Genomic DNA, 26,508 nt, shown 5'->3' with positions numbered 1-26,508 from the left:
TAGGCGGGTGGGCCCCGGATCCCGTACGGGATCCGGGGCCCACCCGCCTCATCGTTGGCGGCTCCCTACCGCGGACCCACCTCCCGCCGGATGACGGCGTGCCAGGCGTCCGCCATCCGGCGCGCCGTCGCCGCGTCGAAGACGTGCGTGTCGTACTTGAGGAACACCTTGTACCCGTCGCCGTCGCGGTAGCACTCCGCGGACAGGGCGTACTCCCCGGCGTACGGCAGGTCGTCGAACGGGCGCAGGTCCAACTCACCCGCTGCGGCCGGCGCGTCGTCGGTGAGCAGTTCGGCGCCTTCGAAGTTCTGGAACAGGAAGTTCGTCAGGAGCAGCGGTTCCTCGTCCGCGCCCAGCTCCCGGGCGATCTCCCGCAACGGGAAGGCGCCGTGCTCAATACCGGCCACGACCCCGCGCTGCACGGACGCGAGCAGCTCGGGGAAGCCGCCGGTGGCCGCGCACCGAAGGGGAAGGCAGTTCGCGAACTGGCCGACCACGTCCCGGAACCGCTCCTCGTAACGCGCGGCCGCGGTCATGCCCAGGACCAGGTCGTCCTGTCCGGTCAGCTCGTGCAGGAACCGCACGAACGTCGCGAAGAGCACGCTGGCGACGCTGACCCGGTGCTCCCTCGCGGTGTCGGCGAGGGCGGCGGCCAGAGCCGGCGAGAGTCGGGTCCGCACCACGTCCACGCGGGGCATCCGCTTCGGGTCGTACGGACGGTCGTAGGGCAGCGCCGGCGTCGGGCGCGGGCCGGCCAACTCACGGAGCCAGTAGTCCCGGTGCCCTGCGGCCCGCGCCCCGCCGAGCAGCGCCTCCTCCCAGGTGACGAAGTCGCCGTAGGTGGCGGTGGGCGCGGAGCCTGCCTCGCCCCGGTAGGCCGCCTTGAGCGTACGGATCAGGACGGCGGTCGAGGTGCCGTCCAGCAGGATGTGGTGCGCGGTGAGCATCAGCAGCCGTCGCCGTCCGGGGAGGGAGACCAGGTGGGCCCGGACCAGCGGGCCGGTCACCAGGTCGAACGGGACGTCCACCAGGTCGCGGAGCGCGGCCAGTTGGTCCTCGCGCACGGTGGCCGCGAGGGTGATCCGGTCGAACGACGGGGTCCGGCTCGGGTCGATGTCCATGTACGGCACGCCGTCCCGCTCACCGAAGAGCGCGCTCAACACCGGATGGATCCGTGCCTGCGCGCGCACGGCCCGTTCCAGGGCCGGCTCGTCCACGTCACCGTGGAGCTCGAACAGGAGCGGAAGGTTGTAGGCCACCGACTCCGGCCAGCGCTGCTGGTCCTGGTACATGGTCAGTTGGCCGCGGGAGAGGTTCCACCGCTCGCCCGCCGGCCCCGCGAAGTGGGAGGCCAGGCCGTCGACGGAGGGGACGTCGAAGAGCAGGGTGGCCGGGACGTCCGGGCCGAAGTCCTCCCGCAGGGCGTTGGTGAGTTGGAGGACGAGGATGGAGTCCAGGCCGTAGTCGGTGAGGGGCGCCGAGGGGTCGATCCGGTCGGCGGGGATGCCCAGGACGGTGGCGGCCTTGGCGAGGAGGAGCGCGACCACGTCCGACCGTGACGACGACGCCGGGACCGCGGTGGGTTCGGTCGGCTCGACCGTCGAGCCCCCGGCGGTCGAGCGGGGCCCGGGCGTCGGGGCGGCCGCAACAGGCGCCGTGGGGGCGTGCGGCGCGGGGTCCGCGGCGGGCGCGGGCTCCGGGCGCGGCGTCGACGTCGCCGTCCGCGCCGTCCCGCCGGCCTCGCGCGGCGTGCTCTCCGATGCCGGGGTCCCGGTCCGTTGCCGGGCCACCCCGTCACTCTCCGCCGCGATGATCTGCTGCCCCAGAGGCAGCGCCTGCGGCAGCGGGAACACCACGGTGCGGAATCCTTCGCCCGTCAGCACGTCCCGCCAACTCTCCGGCGAGAGCGCGGGGGAGCCCGGAATGCGCAGCGACCGGTCGTCGAACAGCCACCAGCCTTCGAGCAGCCCGAACGTCACGTGGCTGAACAGGTCGAACGCCGACAGCTCGTTCAGCAGCAGCCACCCGCCGGACCGCAGGGCGGCCTTGGCGTTGCGCAGGGTGGTGCGGGTGTCCCGGGTCGCGTGCAGCACGTTGGCGGCGATCACCAGGTCGAAACTCCCCTCGGCGATGTCCTGCCCGGCCAGCGGCTGTTCGACGTCGAACCGCCGGCAGTCCAGGTACGGCGCCTGGGGCCCGTAGGCGGTGCGCGCGTGGTTGAGGAACGCCTTGGACAGGTCCGTGTAGAGGTAGGTCTCGATGCTGTCCTGGTACGGCTTGAGCGCGGCGAACATCCCGGCGCTGGTGCCGCCGGTCCCGGCACCGACCTCCAGGATCCGCAGCCGCGCACCGGGCTCCCGGCGCAACCGCTCCGCGACGACGGTGACGGCGGCCCGGGTCATGGCGCGGTTGAACACGTCGGCGACGTGGTTGTCCCGGTAGCAGCCCTCCACCAGTTCCATGGAACCGCGCGGGAAGATGACATCGGTGGGCCGGGTCCGGCCCGTGAGGATGTCCGGCAACGCGGTGAGCGTGGCGGTGGCCAACCGCAGCTCGGCCCTGCGGTCCGGGTCGGCCGACCACCGCGCGCACTGCCGGTCCCACTGCCCGAGCACGTCGTCCGCCGGCCCCGCCGTTACCCGGAGGCGCCGGGCGTGCTCCCACCAGGCGGCGTAGGACGGTCGGATCGTCGTGGGGTCGAGCGACGCCAGCTGCGCCGAGAGGACCTTGGCCAGCCACGGATCGCGCTCGGTCCGGCGCCACCGGACCACCTCGTCCATGCGCGCGTCCGGACCGTCCGGTGGGGTCAGCAACTCACCGGCGACCCGAGCCCGTTCCGGCCGGTGCACGGTGACCGCGGTGGCACGATCGAAGTTGGCCAACGTGTTGTGCTCGTTGGTCTTGACGAAGGCGAGCTGCCGCTGGTCCCCGCCGAGCAGCGCGTCCAGCGCGGCGACCCCCTCGTCCGGCTCGATCGACACCAGCCCGGCCCGGCTCATCCGGTCCCGGTAGAACGCGGACGTCACGCTCCCCAAGGTGCCCCACCAGCCCCAGTTCATGACCTTCACCGGGGTGTCCCAGTGCGCGCCGAGCGCATGCGCATAGGCGTCGCTGAAGGCGCATCCGGCCGCGTAGTTGCCCTGGCCGGCCGCTGTGGTGAAGGACTGCATCGACGACAGCAACACGGCGAAGTCCAGCCCCTCGCCGGCGAAGCCCTCGGCCATCGCGGTCGTGACGTCGACCTTGGCCCGCAGGGCCGCGCGCAGCGCTGCCTCGTCCATCCTGGCGAACGTGCTGTCCTCCAACACGAGGGCGGCCTGCACCACTCCGTGGATCTGCGGATGCTGCCGTTTGACCTCCGCGACGGCACGGCGCAGCGCCGCCGGGTCCCCGGCGTCGGCGCTGAGGTAACGCACCGTGCCGCGCCCCGTGACGGAGCGGAGCCTGTCGTCCAAGGACGCGTCGCGCGGGCTGCGACCGATCCACGTGACGTGCGCGCCGTGGCGCTGCACCACGTGCTGGGTCCATGCCCGCCCCAGGCCGCCGGCACCGCCGATCACGACGTAGACGCCGCCCTCGCGGTACACCGGTCGGGCCGGTGCCGCACACGGTGCCCAGCGCCGGGCGAGCCACTGCCCCGCACGCCGCACCCACGCGTCGTCAGGCGAGCGGGCCGGCAACGCCGTGAGGTCGGCGGGCCACTCGGGGGTATCGAGGTCGACGCGGCGCACGGTCCACTGCGGGTACTCCCGTCCCAACGACCCGAACAGGCCGTGCAATCCGGCGTGCGCCGGCTGGACGGGGTCCTGTGCGTGGGTGGCGAGCGCACGGGTGGTGACCAACGTGATCCCCAACGGCCGGGCGTCGTAGCCGGCGGCGATCAGTGCCTTGATCATCCTGAAGGCCGCGATGACGCCCTCGTCCTGGGCCGCCACGTACCCGGTGGCGTCGGTCGGGCTGAGGGAGGGCTCGGGCACGGTCCACACCAGGTGGTCGATCGGCCCGAGGTCACGGAGCGCGGCGGTCACCTCCTCGACGGTCGCCGACGGCGGCAACGGCCAGGTCCGCGCGGATTCGAGGGCGCCGGGCCGACCGACGGCCAGCACCCGGTCCGCCGGTCCCGGCACGGGCGCGTCGGACGCGGTGATCGGGTCCCACACGGGCGCGAACAGCGCCGTGGGGTCGGCCTGTTCGGCCTTCGGGGTGGTGCGACGCGCGGAGTACCCGGTCAGCCGCACGCAGACCTCGCCGTCGCCGTCGACCAGGTCGATGTCCAGCTTGCTGAGCGGTCCGGACGCGCCGCCCCGCACCACCGCCCACATCGTCGCCGGGCACGGCGCGAACAGGTCGAGCTGCTCCAGGGCGAACGGCACGGCGGTGCTTTCCAGCGCGGTGAGGTGGGCGGCGACCGACGCCTGGATCGCCGAGTCCAGCAGCGCGGGCGTCAGCACCCCCGGCTCCGCCGACTCCGGCAGCACCAGTTCGGCCAGGACGGTCCCGGCGCCGACATGTGCCCGACGGATCGCCCGCAGGGACGGGCCGTGTTCGATGCCCTTCGCCACCAGAGCCTCGCGGATCCGGTCGGCGGAGACGGTTTCCGGGCAGTCCGCGCGCAGCGCGGCGAGATCCGAGCGTGCCGGGCGCGGCGCGTCGGACGGGGCGATGCTGCCCTCACAGCAGACGGTGTCGCCGGTGGCGATCGTGAACCGTTGGCCGGCCCGGCCGGCCTCCCGCACGTCGACCCGCACCTCCACCGGATCGTCCGCGACCTCCAGCGGCCGCACCCACGTCACGTTGCGCATGCGCACCCGAGTGGCGCCCAGCGCCGCGCGGGCCAGTTCGAGATGGGCGACCGCGGGCAGGATGCTGCGGCCCTGCACCACGTGATCGCGCAACAGGCCGTCCGCGCGGGTCAGCGTCACCCGCGCGCCGCCGGACGCGGGCCAATGCCGGTCGGGGGCGAAGGGATAGGTCGGCAGCGCGATCCGCCGACCCCGGGCCGGCACCAGAGTGTCGTCGGGCCTGCGCGCCGGGAGCGTCCCGTCGAGGACCTGGAGCAGCTCCTCGCGATCACGGACCACACAGGCGAACCGGTGCGTGAACCGCGCCCTCCCGACGCTCAACGTGTACGCGAGGTCGCCGAGGTCTACGGACGGCTCGGCGCGGACGTGCGCCGCCAATCGGCGCCGCTGTTCGGCGAGTTGCTGCTCGGTCCTGGCCGACAGCGCCACCACGTGTTCCGCCTGCGGCGCCGTGGCGCGCGGCACGGCCGGGGCCTCTTCGAGCACCAGGTGCGCGTTGGTCCCGCTGGCACCGAAGGAACTCACCACACCGCACCGCGGCACATCGCTGGGGGAATCCCAGTGCTGGGTGCGGGTGTTGACGTAGAACGGACTGCCGGCGAGGCCGATCGCTTCGTTGGCGGCCTCGAAGTGCAGCGAGGCGGGGATACGCCGGTGCTTGAGCGCCAGCAACACCTTCAGCACGCCGGCGATGCCCGCCGCGAACTGGGTGTGGCCGATGTTGGTCTTCAGCGAGCCGAGCGCGCAGTACTCCGCCCTGGCGGTGCGGGCACGGAAGGCCCGGTCGAGCGCCTGGAACTCGATCGGGTCGCCGAGCTTGGTGCCGGTGCCGTGCGCCTCGACGAGCCCGATGCGCTCCACGTCGACGCCGAACCGCTCGTACACCTCGCCGAGCAGGCTCTCCTGGGACACCGAACTCGGCGCCGTGATGCCGTTGGTGGCACCGTCCTGGTTGACCCCGCTGGCCTTGATCACGCCGTGGATGTGGTCGCCGTCGGCCAGCGCGTCCGCCAGCCGCTTGAGCACGACGACTCCGACGCCCTCGCCCGGCACGAACCCGTCGGCGCGGTGGTCGAAGGTGTGGCAGCGGCCGGTCGGCGAGAGCATCCCGGCCCGGCCGGCGAGCTCGTACAGCCGCGGCGTGGACTGCAGGAACACCCCGCCCGCCAACGCCGTTGAGACCTCACCGGACCACAGGTCCTTGCAGGCCAGATCGATCGCCACGAGCGAGCTGGAGCAGGAGGTGTCGACGGCGATCGCCGGCCCCTTGAGGTCGAGGAAGTAGGAGACCCGGCTGGGGATGACCGACGTCATGTTGCCCCACAGGGTCTGCGCCGGTGCGTCCGGGGCCAGCAGGCCCTGGTAGTCGCCCGCCCACGCCCCGACGTAGACGCCACAGCGCCGCTGGCCCATCTGGCCGGCGTAGCCCGCGTCCTCCAGCGCCTTCCAGGACTCTTCGAGCAGCAGCCGCTGCTGGGGGTCCATCACCGCGGCCTCGGTGCCGGAGATGCCGAAGAACATCGCGTCGAACTCGTCGATGCGGCGGAGGAAGCCGCCCCGGAGGCAGGTGCCCACGCTGTCGAGGTCGAACCGGGTCGTCTCGGTGACCAGGTCCTCGCCGTCGACCAGGTGCGTCCACAGCGCGTCGAGCGAGTCGGCGCCCGCGAACCGGCCACTCATGCCGATCACCGCGATCGGTCCGCGCTCCCCATCCGGGGCCCGGCTCTCCCGAGGTGCCTCCCGCACGGGCGGGGGCACCGCGACCGGTGCGGCGTCCCTCGAACCCGTCACCGCCTCCGGCACGTTGCTCCCCGGCCCCGCCACCGGCTCCGGGACGACCCGCGGTGCCGGCTGCGGCCCGGGAGCGCCTTCGGTGGGCACGATGACGTCCCGGTACGCGGCGAGCAGGTGCGCGGCCAGCCGGTCAGCGGTGCTGAAGTCGAAGACCACGCTCGTCGCCAGATCCAGCGACAGCGCCTCGTTGAGCTGGTGCACCACGCGGACGGCCAGGATCGAGTCCAGCCCGTAGTCGGCGAAGGCCAGCCCACCGTCGATCTCGTCGACCTCCAGGGCCAACGCGCGGGCGATCTTCTCCCGCACCACGCCGGGCACCAGTTCCTCCAGACTCCGGTCCGCGACCACGGGTTCGGGGTCCGCCGCCACGGGCGCGGCGACCGCCGCCGTCACCGGCGCCGTCCTCGGTTGGGTCAGGTCACCGATCCAGAAGCGCTCCTTGGCGAACGGGTACGTCGGCAGCGACACCGCCCGACGCGTCGCGTGCCGGTGCAGGCGGGCCCAGTCCACCTCGGCACCGGCCACCCACAGCGCCGCGACCTTGGACAGCTTGCCGGCCGCGATCCACCGCTGCACCAGCAGCTCCTGGACCTCGCCGTCGCCGGTGAGCTCGGCGAGCAGGCCCCCCGCGGCCGCGGCGGTGCCCCGGTGTCCGCGGCCCGCCGCCAGACCGCTCCTCAGCTCCGCGGTCGAGGACACCGCCAACGCGTACCGCTCCGCCATCGCCTCCCGACCGATCTGGAGGGTGAAGGCCAGGTCGGCCAGGTCGGTGTCCGGGTTCCGGTCGAGGAACCCGGCCAACCGGTCGACGGATGCGGTGAGTTGCTCGGGAGTCCTCGCCGAGAGGACGACGACCTGGGCGGCGCTGCTCGTCGCACGGTCAGTGGGCTGCACGGGATACTCCTCGACGATCACGTGCGCGTTCGAGCCGCCGGCACCGAAGGAGGACACCGCCGCGATCCGCGGGCCGTCGGAGTGCCATGGACTCAGCTCGCGCTGGAGGTGGAACGGGGTCGACGCGAAGTCGATGTTCGGGTTGGGCTCATCGGCGTGCAGGCTCGGCACGAGCTGCCGGTGCCGGAGTTGGAGCAGGACCTTGGTCAGCCCCGCTATCCCGGCCGCGGCCTCCAGGTGGCCGATGCCCGACTTCACCGAGCCGATCGCGCAGTACTGCCGGTCCGCGGTGTCCTGCTCGAACGCCTTGGTCAGGCCCGTGATCTCGATCGGGTCGCCCAGTTCGGTGCCGGTGCCGTGCGCCTCGACGTAACCGACCTGCCGGGCGGAGACCCCGGCCCGGTCCAACGCCTGGCGGACCAGGGCCGCTTGGGCGACCGGGCTCGGCACGGTGTAACCGGTGCTGCGGCCGCCGTGGTTGACGCTGGACCCGCGGATCACCGCGAGCACCCGGTCCCCGTCCGCCTCGGCGCGCGACAGCGGCTTGAGCAGCACGCACCCGACGCCTTCACCGGGCACGAAGCCGTGGCCGCCGGCGCCGAAACTGCGGCAGCGCTCGTCGGGCGAGAGCATCCCGGAGCGACACAGCTCGACGTAGTCCAACGGGTGTGCGTAGAGGTTCACGCCGCCGGCGATCGCCACCTCGCACGCGCCGCTGTGCAGGTGCGCACACGCCTCGTGGAGGGCGGTCAGCGACGCCGAGCACATCGTGTCGAGCGTCAGGCTCGGGCCGCGCAGGTCGAGCAGGTAGGAGGCGCGGGCGCTCAGCGAGGCGAACGACAGGCCGGGCACCACGAGTTCGCCGGACGGCAGCCGACCCACGTCGTGCCGGGCGTGGCCGACCTTGGTGACGCCGGCGAACACCCCCACGCGGCGGTCGTGGCGGTCGGCGAGGCGGGCCCTGGTGTAGCCCGCGTCCTCCAGCACCTCCCAGGCGGCCTGCACGAAGAGCCGTTCCTGCGGATCCATGGCGTACGCGTCGCGGGGGGCGATACCGAAGAACCTGGGGTCGAACGCCGCGAAGTCGTCCAGGAAGCCACCCCACTTGCTGTAGCTGCGACCGGTGGCGACCGCGGTGTTGCGGTCGGGCTCGAAGAAGTCGTCCAACGGCCAGCGGTCGATCTCACGGATACCGACGCGGCCCGCCTTGAGGTTCTCCCAGAACTGTTCCGGGTCGGCGGCGCCGGGGTAGCGCCCGCTCAGCCCGATGACCGCTATCGGCTCGCCGGCGTGGGCCGCCGGCCGGTCCGCGCGGGCGGACTTCCGCTCGGTGTCGGGAGTGCGGTGCTCGGTGCGGGGCGAGGGCTGCGTGGCGCCGGCCACCGGCTCCGGGGCGGGGGCGCTCGGCACGTCGGCGGTGACGGACGGCCGCCCTCGCGCCGATTCCGCGCCGTGGCCGGCGAGTTGGTCGGCCACCGCCCGCAGCGTCGGCTGCTCGTAGAAGATCGTCGACGAGACGTGCGCAGAGGTCCGGGCCAGTGCCCGGTTGAGCTGGAGGACCATCACCGAGTCCAGGCCGAATTCAAGGAGCGGACGGTCGGGGCCCACCGCCTCCGGCGCGAGCTTGGTGACGTCGGCGAACAGGGCCAGGAGGTGGTCCAGGGTGGTCGGGTCGGTGGTGGGTTCCACGGGCACAGCGGACACCGCGGGATGCGGCACCGGCGTGCCGGTCGGCACCCGGTCGAGGTCGCCGTGATGCACCCACACCTGGTCCGAGCCCGTGCGCCAGGCATCGCACAGCGCGGTGAACCCCTCCCGCGCGGGCATCGGCACGAGCCCCCGGTCCGCCCAAAGGTAGGCGCGCGTACGGTCGTTCACCTGCATGCCGCCGTCCTCCCACAGCGGCCAGGCGAGGCAGAGCGTGCGCCCGCGGCGGCGTCCGTCCGCGACCCACGTGTTGCGCACCGCGGCGAACGTGTCGAGATAGGCGTTGGCCGTCGCGTAGTCGGACTGCCCGGGGTTCCCGGTGACCGCGGCGCCCGAGGAGTACCCGAGCACGAACTCCAGCGGACAGTGCGCGGTGGCCCGGTCGAGGTGGACCAGACCGTCCACCTTGGCCGCGAGCACCTCGTCCCACTGCTCGACGGTCTTCTCCGCGAGCGGCGCGTCCCGCACCACCCCGGCGGCGTGCACGATCCCGGTCACCTCGCCGGCCTCCGCGACCAGATGCCGCACCTCCTCCCAACGGGACACGTCCGCGCGCACGTACCGCGCCACCGCTCCGGCCCGACGCAGGTCGGTGAGCAGGCGCTCGATCCGTTCGTCGCTCGGTGACCGGCCGGCGAGCACCAGGGTCGGTCGCCGCACGTCGGCCGCGATCCGACGGGCCGTCAGGGCACCGATGCCCCCGGCACCGCCCGTGATCAGATACACCCCGCCGTCCCGCCACGGTGCCTCCGGGGCCGTGCCCTCCGGCACGGCCCGGACCCAGGTCCGCGTGTGCCGGACACCGTCGCGGTACAGCACCAGGTCATCGGTGGTGCCCGCGTTCTCCGCCACGACAGCGGCCACGTCGATGCCCTCGTCGACCGCGACACCGTCGACGGCGATGACCTGGCCGACGAGCCGTGGGTCCTCCTTGGTGACGCTCCGCAGGAGACCGGCCAGGGCGGGGGAGTCGGTCACGACCTGGACCAAAGTGGTGTCGTGCGCGACGTCAAGATCCCGGAGGACCTCCGCCACCTGCCACGACAGATCGCGGAACCGGCTCTCCGGCCGCTGCTTGGCCGTCGCCAGGACGACGGCCCCGGGCACCGCACCCTCGACCCCGCACAGGATGACGACACGCCGCTCGTACCGCGCGGTCGGGACCGCGGGCACCGGCGTCCACCGCGGCGTCAACAGGGCCGTGCCGTGCGCCTGTGCGGCGCCGCCGGCCTCCCTGCTCTCCTGCCGCGCGTTCTCCCTGCCGCTGTCGGGGAACCAGAACCGCTCGCGGGCGAAGGGATACCCGGGCAGGTGCGCGCGTCCGGGCGTCGGGCCGTCGTGCTGCGCGCGCCAGTCCACGGTGGCGCCGTCGATCCACCGCCCGATCAGCGCGCCGCCCGCACCACGGTCGCCCGTGGTGACGAACGCCCGCAGCCGGTCGATGAGTTCGGCGCGCGACGAGACGACCCAGCCGACCCGCTCGGCCAACTCCTCGCGGCCGACCTGCAGGCTCCACGCGACGGACCGGAGCGGCACCTCGTTTGCCCCCTCCAGGTAGGCCAACAGATCCCGGGCGCGAGCGGTCAACTGCCGCGCGGTGCGCGCCGACAGCGGCACCGCCACGCTCCCGCCGACTTCCCCGTGCGCCGCGCGCCGGCCGTGCTCGGTGTCCTCGCCGCCGGGCACGTACTCCTCGACGACGACATGGGCGTTGACGCCGCCGAACCCGAAGCTGCTCACCCCGGCACGCCGCGGCGACGCACCGCCGTCACGGTTGCGGGGCCGCGGCCAGGACTCGTTCTCCCGCACGATGTGGAACGGACCGCCCTCCAACTCGATGTACGGATTGACCCGCCGGACGTGCTGGGTCGCCGGCAGCACGCCGTGCCGGAGCGCGAGCAGCACCTTCAGCAGCCCCGCGATGCCCGCGGCCGACTCCAGGTGACCGATGTTGGTCTTGACCGAACCCAGCCCGCACGCACCGTCGTCGCTGCGACCCAGCCGGCGGAACGCGGTGCGCAGCGCGCGGCACTCCACCGGGTCGCCGAGGGCCGTGCCGGTGCCGTGCGTCTCGACGTAGCCGATGGTGTCCGGATCGAGGTCGCCGACCGCGGTCGTCACCAACTCGGCCTGGGCGTCGGCGTTGGGCGCGGTCAGCGAGTTCGCCCGACCGCCGTGGTTGTACGCGCTTCCCCTGAGCACGCCGAGGATCGCATCCCCGTCGCGCTCGGCGGCCGCCAACGACTTGAGCACCACCGCACCGACGCCCTCACCCCGCACATAGCCGTTCGCGTCGGCGTCGAAGGTCTTGCACCGGCCGTCCGGGCTGAGCATGCCCGCACGGTGCGCACTGACGAACGTGTCGGTGCTGAGCAGCACGTTCACCCCGCCCGCCACGGCCATGTCGCACCTGCCCGAACGGATCGCCTCCATCGCGCGGTGCACCGCCACCAGCGAGCTGGAACAGGCCGTGTCGATCGGTTCGCTCGGGCCGCGCACGTCGAGGAGGTAGGAGATGCGGTTGGCGAGGATCGAGTGCGTCGTACCTGTCGAGGTGAACGCGTCCGGTTCCGCGCCGCTGGCGGCGAGCAGCGTCGCGTAGTCGTTGCCGGTGACGCCGATGAACACACCCGTGTTGGTCGGCAGGCCGGACGGGCGGTACGCGCTGTCCTCCAGCGCCTGCCACACCGTCTCCAGAGCCAGGCGGTGCTGGGGGTCCATCAGCTCCGCCTCGCGCGGCAGGACGCGGAAGAAGGCCGCGTCGAAGGCGTCGACGTCGTCGAGGGCACCCATCCGGTGGGGGAAGTCCCGGGCCTCGATGGCCCCGCGGTCGCCCGCGTCGTACCGGTGCCAGGGGAACGCGGTGACGGAATCCTCGCCCGCCACCAGGTTCGCCCAGAACTCGTCCAGGTTGCGGGCGCCGGGGAACCGCCCCGCCGCGCCGATGACGGCGATCGGCGCGCGCGGATCGGACGCGGCCGGCACCGGCCGCGGCTGGTGCGACGCGACCCGTGCCGGGGCAGCCTCGGCACGGACCGGCCCGGGCGCGGCGGCCACGGTGACGCCGTGCTCGTCGGCGAGGTGGCGGCCGAGCCCCTCCAACGTCCGGACGTCGAAGAAGACCGCCGGGCTGACCTTGACACCGAACCGCTCGTGGATCTCCTCGGCGAGGGTCACCAGCGAGATCGAGTCGAAGCCGAACGCGTCCAGTCCGGTGTGCGGATCGAGCTCCTCCGGCTCGAACTTGAGGATGCCGGCGGCGAGGGACCGCAGTGCCTCGACCAGGGCGGACCCGGCCGGGGCGGCGGATCGCGCGCCCACCGGCCCGTCCTCGGCCGGCGCAGCGGCGGTCCGCGGCAGCGGGCGCGCGGCCGGCTCCGCACCACCGGTGCCGGATCGCACCCCGCGGAGCTCGCCGACGACCTCACCCGCCGCCCCGACCAGCACGATCCGGTCGTCCCCGAACACCAGGTGGGTGACGGGTTCCCCGGCCCGCACCCGGACCTCCGCGACATGGTTGGGTGCGACCCGCGGCCAGTCGGGATTCCCGGCGCGCTTGGCCTCCCACTGCACGCCCTGCGCGAGCGCCGCGAGCACGAACGGCTCGACGGTGATGTTCCGCCGGACGTGGTCCTGTTGGAACGCGGGCCGGCCGACGCTCAGCACCGTCCGACCGTCCGCGGCGCGGAACACGCCGTCGACCGCGCACGACGTCGGCTTGTAGTCGAGCCCGCCGGCGGCCAGTTCGGCCAGGAACTCCTCCCGTGTGCGGACCGGCCGCAACCCGGCCAGGTCGACCCGGCCGGACGGGGCCGTGCCGGCCCGGACGGTGAACTCCACGGCCGCCGACCCGTCCTCGGTCCGGACGGTGCCGTGACCGTCGGCGAACTCCGTCACGAGCCGCTCGGTCGCGGACCAGTCGAGCGGCCGCACCACGCGGAGGTCGTGGACGGACGCCTGCACGGCGAACCCGCTGACCTTGGCGGTGGCCAGGGCGAGATCCACGGCGAAGGTCGGCACCACGGCCGGGACCTTGTCCAGGCGGTAGCCGTAGTCGAGCAGGTCGGACAGGAGGACGTCCGCACCGTAGCGCAGGCCACGCACATCGGATTCGTTGCGTCCCAGGAACGGGTGCAACCGCTCCCGCAACGCCAACGGGGCCAGCACGGACGGTGCGCCGCCGGTCGACTCCACCCAGCACCGCACCTTCTCGAACGGGTACGCGGGCAGCGACACCCGGCGCGCCGTCGGCAACCGGTCCCAGTCGACGCTCTTGCCGCCGACCCAGGTCGTGGCGAGGTCGTGCACGGGCAGCTCCCGTCGGCCGCCGAGGTAGTCGTCGACGGCCGCCAGCGCGGACCGCTTGTCCGCCGCCACGAACGCCCAGCGGTGCGGCAGTTCGTTCTTGCCCACCCGCAGCGTGAACGCGATGTCGGGGAGGTCGGCCTCCCGCATCCCGGCGAGGTAGTCGCGGAAGGTGGCCAGATAACGCCCGAGCGCGGCCTCGTTCATCGCGGAGAACACGAACAGCTGCTCGCCGAACGGCTCCTGACGCGCGGGAGGTTCGGGGTATTCCTCCAGGATGATGTGCGAGTTCATCCCGCCGGCGCCGATCGAGGTGAGGCCGGCCCGCCGGGGCGGGGTCACCTGCCGGCCGTCGGCCGTGGTGACCGTCGGCTTCCATTCGGTGAGTGACTGCTGTACCCGGAACGGCGTGTCGGCGAAGTCGATGTCCGGGTTGAGCTCCGTGCTGTGCAGGGACGGGACCAGCTTGCCGTGCCGGAACTGGAGCAGCACCTTGGACAGACCGATCATGCCGGCCGCCGCGAGGAGGTGCCCCATGTTGGCCTTGACCGAGCCGAGCGCGCAGAACTGCCGGTCCGATGTGTGCTTCCGGTAGGCCGAGGTCAACGCCCGGACCTCGATCGGGTCGCCCAGGGCGGTGCCCGAGCCGTGCCCCTCGACGTAGCTGACCGTCCTCGGGTCGACCCCGGCGTCGTCGAGGGCCTTCTCGATGGCGTGCGCCTGCATCACCGGGTTCGGCACGGTGAAGCCGTTGCGGGTCCCGGCGTTGGACAGGGCGGTGCCCCGGATCACCCCGTACACGTGGTCGCCGTCGCGCTCGGCGTCGACCAACGGCTTGAGCACGACCGCGCCGACGCCCTCACCGAGGATGGTGCCGTCCACGCCGAGGCCGAAGCTGCGGATCACGTCGGAGGTGCCCGTGGTGAAGTGCTCCTGCGACGAGGTGACGAGGTTGTACGGGTGCAGCATCAGGTTGATGCCCCCGGCGACCACCATCCGGCACTCGCCGGCCCGCAGCATCTGCACGGCCTGGTGCACACACGTCGACGAGGCCGAGCACATGGTGTCCACGAAGATCGACGGCCCGGTCAGACCGTAGAAGTAGGACAGCATGTTGGGGATCGTGCCGGTGTAGCTGCCGCTCTGCGGGGCGCCGCGGGTGAGGCTGTTCTGGAAGCCGTACAGGTTGTAGTGGTTGCTCATGGTCCCCACGAGCACGCCCACGTCGCCCTGGTAGCGGCGGTGGATGGTCTCCCGCGAGTAGCCGGCGTCCTCCAGCGCCTGCACGCCGACTTGGAGGAAGAGCCGCACCTCCGGGGACATCCGTTCGGCCTCGCGTTTGGAGATGCGGAAGTAGCGTGGGTCGAACGCGTCGATGTCGCGGAGGAACGTCCCGGTCCGGATCACCGTCTTGCCCGGCACGGCCCGGTCGCCGTCGTAGACGGCCGCGTGGTCCCAGCGGTCGGCGGGGATCTCCTCGAAGGAGTGCCGGCCGTTCTCCAGCAACTCCCACAGCTCGTCCAGGGTGTCGGCGCCCGGGTAGCGCCCGGAGACGCCGACGATCGCGATGTCGTGCCGATCCTCCCGCGCCGGTTCGCGCACCACGACGACGGAATCCGACCCTTCGGACCGCGTGGTGCCGGACGCCGCCTCGCGGGGTTCGACCGGCCCGGCCTCCGCCCGACGCTCATCGCCCCGCACGGGCGGGGCCGTTGCCGGGGTGGTCGGCGAGCCGGCGCCCGGGCCCTCCGCCAGGACGGCCGCCAACTGCTCCGGCCGGGACTCCACGAAGTGCGCCGCCACGTCCGCGATGTTGAGGTACTCGAAGAAGATCGTCTTGGACAGCGTCCCGAACAGCTTCTCCAACCGCGCGGTCACCCCCAGGATGCCCAGCGAATCGATGCCGTACTCGATGAGGTTGGTGGTCGCGTCGAGGTCCTCGGGGGCGTGACGGAGGACCTCGGCGACGATCCCCGTGAGCAACTCCTCGGTCCGCTCCTGCAAGTTGCCCTCGTCGGCGCCACCCGACGGCACCGGGCGGGGCGGCGCCGGACGCGCCGCCGCGGGACGGCGTGACCCGGCGAGCGAGGGCTGTGCGCCGTAGGCGACCACGAGGTGCGCGGGAGCGTCGGTGCGCAGCGCCCCGCCGAAGGCGCGCACTCCGTCCTCGGTCGGCAGGGCCTCCCAGCCGCGCTCGCGCCGCAGCGTCTCCTGGGTGAGCTCGTCCACGGTCATGCCGCCGTCGGCCCACAGCGGCCAACTGACGGCCACGGTTCGGCCGTTGCGCTCACCCGCGTCGACCAGTGCCTGCCGGTGCTCGGCGAACGCGTCCAGGAACGCGTTGGCCGCCGCGTAGTCGGACTGCCCCGGGCTGCCGTAGACACCGGCGACCGAGGAGAACAACACGAAGAAGTCCAGGTCGAGGTGGCGGGTGGCGGCGTCGAGATGGAGCGTGCCCTGGACCTTCGGCGCCGCCACCCGACGGACGTCGGTCAGGTCCTTGCGCAGCAGGTACTGGTCGCGCAGCACCCCGGCCGCGTGCACGACGCCGTGCAGCGCGCCGTGCACCCGCAGCATCGTCTCCACCGCGCCGCGCACGGCCGGGCCATCGGTGACGTCGACCGGCAGGTAGTGCGCATCGACCCCCTCCGCGCGCAGCGACGCCACGGAGCCGTCCGCTGACCGCCCGCTGAGGACGACCGTTGCCCCCGCGCGGCTCAGGTAGCGGGCGAGGTGCCGGCCGATGCCACCCAGGCCACCGGTCACCCAATACACCCCGCCCGCCCGCACCTTCGGCTCCTGCGGGCCGGAGCCGAACGGCACCTCGACGGGCTCGCGCACCTGCCGGGTGCCGTCGGCGGTATAGCGGACGTCGGCGTCGGCGGAACCGTCGGCGCACTCCTCGCGCACGATCCGGGACACCTCGTCCGCGGAGGTCGCCTCCAGGCCGGGCACCCGGACCACCCGGCCCGAGACGAGCGGGTTCTCCAGCACGACCGTGCGGAACAGGCCCACCAGCGGCGCGTGGAAGTGCGCCGGTACCCGGTCGTCGACCAGCACCACGAACCGGTGCTCGTCCTTCGGGCCGGCCGCGAGCAGCCGCTGGACCTCGGCGAATGCCTGGTTGATCGCGGCGTTGACGCCGTCGGCCGGACGCGCCAGCGCGATCTCCGGCAGGTCCATGACGTGCGCGGTGCGGGAACCGCCGTCGGGGCTCAGCGACCTGTCGAGCCACTGCGCGCTCGCCGCGACCACGCGCGGGCCCGTGTCGGTGGTGCGCTGGGCGAGCCCCCGCAGACTGGCGCTGATCACACCGTCGCCGTCGCACAGGTCGATGTCGAACGTGGCGAGCGCCCCGGAGCCCCCGCTCCGCCGGACCCACGCCCACGTCTCCGACCCGCAGGGCCGGAAGACCCGGAGCTCATCGAGGGCGAAGGCCAGCGTCGGGCCGGACGCCTCGCCCATCAAGGCCACGGACGTCTGGAAGGCGGCATCCAGGACGCTGGGCGGCAGCACGTACCCCTCGGCCTCCGTAGCCCGGATGCGGGCGACGGCCTCGTCGCGCCCCACCCGGACGTCGCGGAGCGCGCGCATGGCCGGCCCGTACTCCAGGTGCTGGGCGTGGAGATCCGCGTAGATCTCGTCGGTGTCGCGCGGGGTGTCGCAGGACGCGCGCAGCTCGTCGAGGTCCAGCGGCGACGGCTCCGGCAGCGCGACGGCCTCGGCGCAGCCCGTGCTGTGCGTCGTCCCGCCCTGGCGGAAGGCGACGTCGACCGCGTCACCGCGCGGAGTCAACTCGATCTGCACTTCGGCCGGTTCGTCGACGACGAGCGGCCGCAGCCACGCCATGTCGCGCAGCCGGACCGCCCCCGCCCGCGGCACCGCGTACTCCACGGCGGCCCGCGCCATCTCCAGGTACGCGACCGCGGGCAGCACCCGCCGGCCGTGGACCCGGTGCGCGGCGAGGAAGGGCTCGGAGCCGGTAAAGGTGGAGGCATAGCGGTGCCGCGCCAGATCGGAGGTGTTCCGGTGGACGAGCGGGTGCAGCGTCGCGGCGTCCGGCTCCCCGGCCTGCGGCGCCACGTACCAGTGCCGGTCCCGCGCGAACGGGTAGGCCGGCAACCGCACGCGGTGTGCCCCGGCATGCTCGGGCCAGTCGGCGCTCCCGCCGCGCACCCACGACTCCGCCGCAGCCACCACCTCGCGCTCGGCCCCCGCGGGATTGTGCACCGCACCGTCCGCGACGGACTCCAGCGCGGCGAGCAGCTGTTGACGGTCCGCGACGACCAACGCGGCCCTGGCCCGCATCGGTTCCCGGCCGGTGCGCAGCGTATGGGCGATGTCGGCCAGCGACTGGCGCGGCCGCAGCGGGTGTTCCGGTGCCTGTAGGTGGTCCCGCAACCGTTCGGCCAGTGCGCGCAACCGCTCCGGGTTCTTCGCCGAGAGCGGGACGACGTACGGTCCCGGCTGCTCGACGGCCGGCGGCACGCCCTGGCCTTCCTCCAGCAGCACATGGGCGTTGGTCCCGCCGAACCCGAACGAACTGACGCCCGCCCGCCGCGGCGCGTCCTCACCGGCCGGCCACGGCCGGGTGTCGCCGACGATGTAGAACGGACTGCCGTCCAGGTCGATCAACGGGTTCCGGGCCCGGTAGTTGACCGTCGCCGGCAGCACCCCGGCGGCCATCGCGCCGATCACCTTCACCACGCCCGCCACGCCGGCAGCCGACTCCAGGTGACCGATGTTGGTCTTGATCGAGCCGATACCGGTGGTGTCCGGCAGCGGTCGGGTCCCGTCGGCGTCGTGCAGGCGCTGGAAGGCGCGCTTGAGGCCGACGATCTCGATCGGGTCACCCACCGGCGTCCCCGGCCCGTGCGCCTCGATGTAGCCCACGGTGCCGGGCGCGACGCCGGCGCGGGTGTAGACGTCCTCGACCAGCGCGGCCTGCGCGGTCGGGTTGGTCACCGTCAACGAGTTGGTCTTGCCGCCGTGGTTGGTACCGATGCCCTTGATCACCGCGTACACGGGGTCGTTGTCCGCCAACGCCTTGGCCAGCGGCTTGAGCACGAGGACCGCGCCGCCCTCACCGCGGACGAAGCCGTTGGCATCCTGGTCGAAGGCGTGCGAGGTGCCGGTGGGGGAGAGCATGCTGGCCTTGCTGAACGCCACGAACAGCTTCGGCGACCAACACAGGTTCACACCACCCGCCAACGCCAGTTCGCAGTCGCCGTTGCGCAGCGCGGTGACGGCCTCGTAGAGCGCGACCAGGGAGCTGGAGCAGGCGGTGTCGTTGGCGATGCTGGGGCCGTGGAAGTCGAAGAAGTAGGACAGGCGGTTGGCGACGACGGAGAACGCGGTGCCGGTCGGGAAGTAACCGTCGGTCGGCACGTTGTCGCGTTCGATCAGCTCGGCGTAGTCGGCGTGGCTCACCCCCATGAACACGCCCGTGCGGCTGCCCGCGAGGTCGCTCGCCCGGTAGCCCGCGTCCTCGATGGCCTGCCACGCCAGCTCCAGCGCGAACCGCTGCTGCGGGTCCATCGTCTCCGCCTCGCGCGGGGAGATGTTGAAGAAGGCCGCGTCGAAGCGGTCGGCGTCCTCGACGAACCCGGCCCAGACGCTGTTCGTCCGCTCCCCGTCCTCGCGCGGATCGCCGAAGTAACGTTCCTTCGACCACCGTTCCGCCGGCACCTCGGTGATCAGCGAGCGCCCGGCCGCGAGATGGTCGAACAGCTCGACCAGCGAGTCGGCGCCGGGGAACCGGAGGGCGAGACCGGTGATCGCGATGTCGTCGGCACTCATCGGCTCTCCTCCGCTTGCCGCACGGCGCGGCGGTTGTCCACGGTCACGCGCAGGTTCAGCGCGGCGGTCGACGGGCGGCCCAGCAGGTCGCCGTCCCCCCGCACGAACTGCTGATTGAGCACGGCGGTCGTCAGCAGGTAGAGGAAGGACTGGTCCTCCTTGGTGCTGATCTCCTCCGCCGGTGACGCCATGATCTTGTTCACCAGGCGCCGGGCGAACCGCTGGTCCACGCAGTCGAGCCCGGCCAACTCGCGTTCGGACAACAGCAGTTCCAGATAGTCCGGGCGGTTCTCCTTGAACACGGTGCTGCCCGGGGCGCGGTAGGGCTGCTTGGGGCGCTGGGTGGTCCACTCCGGGAGCTCGGCGCGGAACGCCTTCTTCAACAGCGCCTTCTCGATCTGACCGTCGTCGTAGCGCAGGTTCACCGACGCGGCGGCGCGCACCACGGCCGGGTCGAGGAACGGGCAGCGGTTCTCGACACCGTGCGCCAGCGCGGCGCGCTCGCCCTGAGTGGACAACAGGAAACCAGGAAGCAGGGTCTTGTACTCCAGCCACTGGGCCTTGTGCACCGCGGGCATCTGCGCGTAGCCGGGGGCCTGGGACACGAGGTCGAGGAGGTCGCCGAACGGGTCGCGGCCGTCGGCGAGCAGGCGGGTGGCGAACAGGCCGTTCTGGTATCGCATCTCGTGCGAGAACAGGCCAGGCAGGCGCTCCACCGAGAACTGCTGGTACAGGCCGAGCAGATGGGCCTGATGGGCGGGGCCGAAGTGGGCCAACTCCGGGTGCAGGTTGGCGAGTCGGGCACGGCGCTCGTCATCGGACAGTTCCTGCCACTGCTGCCGCAACAGCGTCTCGCGGAAGAGCGAGTAGCCGAGGAACGCCTCGTCGGCGCCCTCGCCGCTGAGGACCGTCTTGATGCCGGCGTCGCGGACGTGCCGGGACAGCAGGAACATCGGTACGAACGAGGTGCGGAAGGTGGGCACCTCGGCGTGGTACACGGCGGCCAGGAAGTTGTCGACGATGTCCGTGCCGGTGATCGGGACGCTGGAGTGCTCGGTGCCAAGATGCTCGGCGACCAGGCGCTGACTGTCGGACTCGTCGAAGGTCTTGTCCTGGAACGCGACCGAGAACGTGCGGACTTGGTGCGAGGAGAGCTGGGTGGCCAGGCGCGTCACCACCGAGGAGTCCAGCCCACCGCTGAGGTAGACGCCGACCTCGACATCGGAACGGAGACGCAACTCCACGCTGGTGCGCAGGGTCTCCCTGACGCATTCGATCGCCTCCGCCTCGGTGCCGTCGAAGCCGGCCACGTCGAAGGAGAGGTCCTCGTAGGCCCGCAGCGAGCGGCGGCCCGCGCTGAGGGTCAGCACGGAGCCCATCGGGAGCTGGCGGATACCCCGGTACGGCGTGCGGTCGGGCAGCGGAGTCCAGGTGGCGTAGATCGTGGCCAGTTCCCTCGGGTCGAGGGCGAAACGGAACCCGGGGAACGCGCGGAACGCCTTCATCTCTGAGGCGAAGAGGAAGTCGCCGCCGTGGTCGGTGTAGAACAACGGGCGCTTGCCGTAGCGGTCGCGGGCCAGGACGAGGTCGCCGGAGACCGCGTCCCTGATAGCAACCGCGAAGGCGCCGTTGAACCGGACGAAGCAGTCCGTACCCCATTGCAGCCACGCCTGGAGCACCACTTCGGTGTCGGAGTGGTCGGTGCGGAACGGGCGGCCGAGGGCTTCCAGTTCGGCCCGGAGTTCTCGGTGGTTGTAGAGCTCGCCGTTGAAGCAGATCCAGTAACGCTGTGACGGGTCGGACAGGGGCTGCGAACCGTCGACGAGGTCAACGATCGCCAGCCGCACCGTCCCCATGGCGAAACCGTCGTCCAGGTAATAGCCCGCCTCATCCGGTCCGCGGTGGCGGATGGTCGAGAGCATCGAGGTGATGACCTCCGTGGTGGCACCGGAGTGCACGGAGGTCGAGAGGAATCCAGCCAACCCGCACATCTTCCGTCCTTCTACTTTGCAGAGAGCTTCTTCTGGATGAATTCATCGATCGCGGTCAGCGACACGAAGACGTTCGTCAGGATGTCCTCCGTGCTGATCTTGAGTGAGAACTCGGACTCCAGGAAGCTCATCATCTTCACGTAGCCGAACGAATCGATGACCCCTGCCTTGAAGAGGTCGGTGTCCGAAGTGATCGTCTCGTCGAACTCGAAGAGAAAGCGGTCTTCGAGGTACCGGCGAATCGTTTCTGTCGTCGTTGCCATGCGTCATGCTCCAGTCTTGATCTTGAACACCATTTGGGAGAGGGCGAAGCCGCCGATTTCGGCGAATTCGACCCCGTCGTTGTTGTCGAGGAGCGCGCGGATGCTGTCGGTCCAGCGCACCGGCGTCACAAGCTGCTCGGTGAGCAGGCGTGCCACCTGCCCCGGCTCGTACGGTCTGGCCGTGACATTGGAGATCACCGGCGTGATGGGGTCGGAAAAGCTGAACTGCTCGATGAACTCGGCGAATTGCACGCGCGCCGGCTCCATGTACCGGGAGTGGAAGGGCGCGCTCACCTTGAGCGGCACGAAGCGGATGTCCCGACGTTCCAAGGCGGCGTGCGCCGCGGTCAGTTGAGGCGGGGTGGCCGCGATCACCAACTGCGAACCGGTGTTGAAGCCGGCGATGTCGATGCCGTCGACGTCGTCCTCGGAGAAAATCGACCGCAGTTGTTCCGCCGGCGTGTTCATCACCGCGGTCATGCCGCCGTCGGAAGCGGCCGCCATCAACTCCCCGCGCTTGGCGACCAGTCGCAGCCCCGTTTCGAAGTCGAAGACGCCGGCCGCGAGCAGGGCGTTGTACTCGCCCAGACTGTGCCCCAGATAGAAGTCCGCCGACGGGTCTTCCTGGTGCATCCGCTCGAAGGTGCGCAGTGCATTGACGACGTACAACGCCGGCTGGGTGTACTCGGTACGGCCGAGCAGGTTCTCGGGGTCCTCCGCGCAGAGGGAAACGAGGTCGTATCCCAGAACTTCTGACGCGAAGTGAACGAGGCCCGGGTAACGCCCGAAAACCTCAACTCCCATCCCTTTTCCTTGACTTCCCTGCCCAGCAAACATCAGCGCCAGCACAATACTCCTTTGGGCGGCAAGAACCGCAGTGGGGGGACCATGGGAAAACCGCGTAAGACACTGATGTGAGTCAGACCATCGCGTTCGCGGTGGGGGCCATCGCGACCGCCGATCGAAGCGCCGTCAAGAAGGCCCTGCCGCGGCTGCTGACGATCAGGCCCGGCATCGTCGCGACACCGAGCGATGAGGGGGGCAGGGCGTCGGCGATCTCGACGGCCGCAACGTTTCTGCCGTCCAACGTCGCCCCGCTCGCACCGCGTTGGTACATCAACGCGAACCCGGAACCAGCGGCCACCAGTCCGCGCATGGTCTCCAGACTCGTCGTCGTGATCACCTCTGGCATAGGGACGCCGGCATTGGCGAACAACTTCTCGAAGTGCCGGAGAGCGGCCGAGGTGTGCAAGGCGATGAGCGGACGAGTGGCCAGTTCGGCCAGATCGACCGGTCCGGTCATGGATTGCGGGTCGTCGTCGGCCAGGAGCGCATAAATGGACAGGTCCACTAGGGGGAGAAACCTGGCAGCGCCCGACAGGAAATCGTATGTCACCGCCAGTTCGCAGTGGCCGTCCTGAAGGGACTCCAACAGTCGATCGGCGGACTCCTCGCGGACGTTGAGCTGTAGCGCCGGGTGGCGCTCTCTGACCAACCGGTGGGTCAACGGCAGGAGAAACGGGGCGATCGACGCGAGGAACCCGACATCGAGTGCCCCGATGGTTTCGCTCGCCAGGGCATCGCCCTGAGCCTGGAAGTTCCTGGCTTGCCCCAACACGGCCCGCGCTTCGCGCAGTAATCGCCGGCCGCTGGGCGTGAGGGAGACGCCACGAGCATGGTGACGGAGCAGTAACTGCACGCCGAGCTGACGTTCCAGTCGCATAACGGCCGCCGACACCGTTGACTGTGAGGCGCACAACCGCTCCGCCGCCTCCGATATGTTGCCCAGTTCGGCGGACACCACAAAATACCGCAGTTGTGTGAGGCTGAAGCCCAAGTGATCGTTCATAGCGTACTTCCAGAGCCCTTTTCCTGGAACCTAACCATTCGGATTTCGCGTTCGGCGTCGTTGTTGTCGAAGTGAACCCGGAAGTCGGTGACGAGCCTCAGGTGGTCGGCTTGCCCATCCAGGAGATCCGGCGTGCCAGGTCATGGGGGAGCGCCGATCGGGGCCTGGCATCGGTCGGTGGTGCAGGTGGTGACCTCTGCGCCACCCTCCTCAGTTCTGGCCGACGGAGAGCGGACGGTCTCTTGTTGCTGTGATGGATCGGCCATCCTTGCCAGGTCGAGTAGCGCCACTCGCGCTGGCCGGACGGAGAATTCCTCGGTTGCGTTCTCCGGACCATTGCTGGCCCGGTGGGCATCTCGTAGGTGAACAGGGCTTTGATACAACGGAGTTGGTCGTTGCCGGCGAAAGGTCAGGGCCGGGCTGTGCAACGGGAAGAGCGTGGAACCGCGCGGCATACGACTCCTGGTGAGCCCCCTCTGTGACGGCATGACGGCAGCGCCGTAAGTGTCAAACCCCAACAGTCACGCCTGCTCGTGGCTGTCACCCTGGCCCTGCCCGTCGTTCTGGTGGGACTTTTTTACCCCAGACCGCTGATGTTTTCGTACGTGCCCGAACCATTTGGACAATCATCGGATGGCCAAGGTGGCCAATGATGGACGGTGGCCGAGAAGGGGCCGGATGGCCCTGGTCACAGCGGCGCGAGGCGCATCCCACACGCCCCGCTGCCACATGAAGTGCGCCCTCACCACTGACGATGCCATCGCACCACGAACGCGCTCCCATGTTCGCACTGGCGAACACAGGGCCCCGATAACGGGCCGGTCGGCACGTCGACGAGCCAATCTGGCTGGTTCTGCCACACGCCTCCGGTCAAGCGGATGTCCGATATCCGCTTGTGCTTCCGCTGTCATCCGGGCGGATGGTGGCGGTCCTCGTCCGACCCGGAGGCTTCCCCGGCCGCCGAACCAACGGCGGCCGACGTCAGTAGCCGCGTCGTGCCCTGCCTTGAGAAGGCAGTCCGTCTTCGGCCGCTGGCGAGGCCGAAGACGGCGATGGACGGCGGCTGAAGATGCCGTCGCGCTTCGGCATCAGTGCCGCCGCTGCGATCACCGTTCGCGGTGGGGCTCGAACTCGCGCTGGCGGACATGGTCATCGTCCAAGTCCTCCGTCCCTCCCGCGCGGGAATCGCCGACGCACGGCCGAGTGGGAGGCGCACCCGTGTCAACGGATGTGTGAGCCTGGGCTCATGACGACCCTCGCCCAGCTTCGCAAGGCCGCCCTGTCCCATCCCGAGACCGCCGAGCACGTCGACGACTCAGGTGCCGTCGCCTTCGTGGTGCGCGACGTGCGGTTCGCCGCGGTGAGCGCGGCGAAGGTGGTGGAGCTCCGACTCCCCGCGTCGGATGCCGGCGAGGTCCTCGCGGAGCATCCCACCGCGCAGCGGCTGACCCGCGGCACGACGCTGATCGGTGTCCGTGTCCCGATGGGCGACATCAACGGGCAGCAACTCAACCACTGGGTGCGTCGCGCCTGGCTCTCGCGCGCATCGAAGCGGCTGGCCGCACGCATCGCCGCCGGGGACTCCGTGACGCCCGGTGAGGTCGGTGACCTGCCCAAGGCCATCGGAGGGCCGGCTACCCGGGCCCTCGCCAGCGCCGGCATCAGCACGCTCGCCCAGATCGCCGAGCTGACCGATGCCGAACTGCTGGCGCTGCACGGAGTCGGGCCGAAGGCCGTGCGCATCCTCCGTGAAGCGCTTGCCTGAGCGGGCGACGAACAGGGCCGAAGACGTCCGTGGCCAAGGCGGGAAGGTCGTGGGTTCGACTCGCGTGGCTCTCCCGCGACAACCGTGACGCCCTCGAAGGCACCGTCGGACACCACACCACCTCTCCAACACCTACGGGCAACTCGCCGTATCCAGCCGGGCGCAGCTCCGCCACATCCCAGAACTCCTGGCACCGGAAACGGAACCTTTCTGCCTCGCCCTACGGGTAGTTCGTTGCACACCTCGGTGGTCGAAGACCGACGGCGGGACGGGCCGATCGAAGTGCGGTGGTGGGGAGTCGACCGTCCCACCGGAGGCCGAAGACGACGGCCCGTCGCCCGCGTCCGGCTGCGCCGGGGCCCTCATCCCACGCGTCCATTGGGCCGGGTGTTCACGTACGCCGTGGACAGGCGCGATGTGTGACGTCGTTATGTCACCGGATTAGTAGGGGAGTTGGAGTACATGACCCGGCGGGCTGTGGGTGCCCAGTCAATGGTGAGCGCGCCGTGGTCAGGGCGGCGAGGCGGCCGAGGACGAACATCGAAAGCCCTGGCCTACTTCGACCGAAGCCGGTATCGCGAGCGGCGTTGCCGAGCAGGTGGTTCGGTCCGTCGTCGGTCAGCGCTGGTTCCACAGCGTCGCGCATCCTTCGGCGATCAGGACCATGCCGATCACGGTGATCACGAGGGTCATGACCGTGGCGTTGTGGACTTCGAGCCAGTCTTTCGCACGGCGCAGCGGGGCGTCGATCCGTTCGCCGAGGAGCGCGTGGAGCAGCGGGGGGAGGGCGACGGTGCAGGCCGCGATCGCGGTGAAGACCACGACGGCGGTGACGGTGCCGGCTGCCGGTAGGCCGGCGGCGCCGATGCTGAGACCGCCTGCCATGGCCAGCAGGAGGATCTTGGGGTTGGCTGCCGACAGCAGCAGCCCCAGTCGCAGAGCTGGGGCGGGGGTTGATCGCTCCAGGGAACGCATCCACTGCGGCGCCGACTTCTTCTGCGGCGGGTTGAACCAGCGGGGGATACCGACGGCGAGCAGGATCGCGCCCAGGGCGATCCTGACCCAAGAGGCCCAGGTGGGCGTCTCCTCATGCTGTTCGATGACCGAGGCCAGCACGGTGAAGACACCAGTGGGCACGGCGATCCCGATCACCCAGCCGGTCAGGAACGCGCTGCCGGTCGCCCTTGGCCTGCGGGTGAACAACAACAAGATCGCCGGGATGACGGGGAACGGCGACAGCGCGATTCCCAGCGCGGGTGGTACGACCTCGCCGAGCACGGAACTCATCGGCCGCCTCCAACCTCGCAGCGCACTGTGATCATCTCACGCGGGCTCATCC

8 protein-coding genes are annotated in these 26,508 nt (G+C 71.3%); 1 reads left to right on the top strand and 7 read right to left on the bottom strand.

Going from position 1 to position 26,508, the window contains the following annotated elements:
* Positions 1-65: 65 nt before the first annotated feature.
* The 6 genes from PV796_RS00165 to PV796_RS42175 form a co-directional block, all read right to left on the bottom strand.
* Positions 66-19,301, bottom strand: a complete 19,236-nt coding sequence (locus tag PV796_RS00165) for an SDR family NAD(P)-dependent oxidoreductase (RefSeq protein WP_274910624.1) — start codon at positions 19,299-19,301, stop codon at positions 66-68.
* On the bottom strand, positions 19,298-21,292 hold the full coding sequence (gene asnB / locus PV796_RS00160) for an asparagine synthase (glutamine-hydrolyzing) (protein WP_274910623.1): 1,995 nt from the start codon (positions 21,290-21,292) through the stop codon (positions 19,298-19,300). The genes PV796_RS00165 and asnB overlap by 4 nt, the downstream gene beginning before the upstream one ends.
* An 11-nt stretch (positions 21,293-21,303) precedes the next feature.
* A complete protein-coding gene (locus tag PV796_RS00155; RefSeq protein WP_274910621.1) occupies positions 21,304-21,555 on the bottom strand; it encodes an acyl carrier protein in 252 nt (83 codons plus the stop codon).
* Between the two features lie 3 nt (positions 21,556-21,558).
* Entirely contained in the window at positions 21,559-22,404 is an 846-nt protein-coding gene (fabD, locus tag PV796_RS00150) for an ACP S-malonyltransferase (RefSeq protein WP_274910619.1), read from the bottom strand.
* A 70-nt stretch (positions 22,405-22,474) separates the two neighbouring features.
* Complete coding sequence (locus PV796_RS00145) at positions 22,475-23,404, bottom strand: LysR family transcriptional regulator (protein ID WP_274910618.1); 930 nt, start codon at positions 23,402-23,404, stop codon at positions 22,475-22,477.
* On the bottom strand, positions 23,401-23,505 hold the full coding sequence (locus PV796_RS42175) for an IS66 family transposase (RefSeq protein ID WP_446750664.1): 105 nt from the start codon (positions 23,503-23,505) through the stop codon (positions 23,401-23,403). The genes PV796_RS00145 and PV796_RS42175 overlap by 4 nt, the downstream gene beginning before the upstream one ends.
* Positions 23,506-24,650: 1,145 nt before the next feature.
* Here PV796_RS42175 and PV796_RS00140 point away from each other — a divergent pair.
* A complete protein-coding gene (locus PV796_RS00140) occupies positions 24,651-25,169 on the top strand; it encodes a helix-hairpin-helix domain-containing protein (protein WP_274910617.1) in 519 nt (172 codons plus the stop codon).
* 618 nt (positions 25,170-25,787) lie between these two features.
* On the opposite strand, the gene PV796_RS00135 is transcribed toward PV796_RS00140, so the two are convergent.
* Entirely contained in the window at positions 25,788-26,456 is a 669-nt protein-coding gene (locus tag PV796_RS00135) for a GAP family protein (protein ID WP_274910616.1), read from the bottom strand.
* Positions 26,457-26,508 lie beyond the last annotated feature (52 nt).

Origin of the sequence: Streptomyces sp. WZ-12 (genome assembly GCF_028898845.1) — a bacterium.
Lineage (GTDB): Bacteria > Actinomycetota > Actinomycetes > Streptomycetales > Streptomycetaceae > Streptomyces.
Note: the sequence above shows the minus strand (reverse complement) of the source record. Positions and strands in the feature narration are given on the sequence as shown.